This window comes from Marinobacter sp. (genome assembly GCF_041984545.1).
Taxonomy (GTDB): Bacteria; Pseudomonadota; Gammaproteobacteria; order Pseudomonadales; family Oleiphilaceae; genus Marinobacter.
The window spans coordinates 263-639 of the sequence record NZ_JBHIXV010000093.1; the positions used below are offsets into that span (position 1 = coordinate 263).

Sequence of the window (377 nt, forward strand, 5' to 3'; positions counted from 1 at the left end):
AGGTGGCCCCGAGCCTTCCGGACTCGGCCCGGCCGCAGCTCGGGCCGGACGCCACAGGCGTTGGCTGGGTTTACCTTTACGCCTTGGTGGATCGCACCGGGAACAATGATCTCAGCCAGTTACGAAGCCTGCAGGACTGGTTTCTGAAATACGAGCTGCAGACAGTGCCGGGTGTGTCGGAAGTCGCCGCACTTGGTGGCATGGTGAAGCAGTACCAGGTCAAGGTCAGTCCGGAAAAACTCAGGGCGTTGGGAATTCCTCTTGCGCATATCCAGAACGCCATCAAAAGAGGCAATCAGGAAGTGGGCGCCTCTGTCATTGAAATGGCCGAGGCGGAATACATGGTGCGCACGTCCGGCTATATCCAGTCTCGCGAG

1 protein-coding gene is annotated in these 377 nt (G+C 59.2%); it reads left to right on the plus strand.

Annotated features, from left to right (window positions below; all coding sequences use genetic code 11):
• Nucleotides 1–377: efflux RND transporter permease subunit (locus ACFC20_RS17690; protein WP_375194129.1), on the plus strand; the 377-nt coding region annotated here is incomplete at both ends.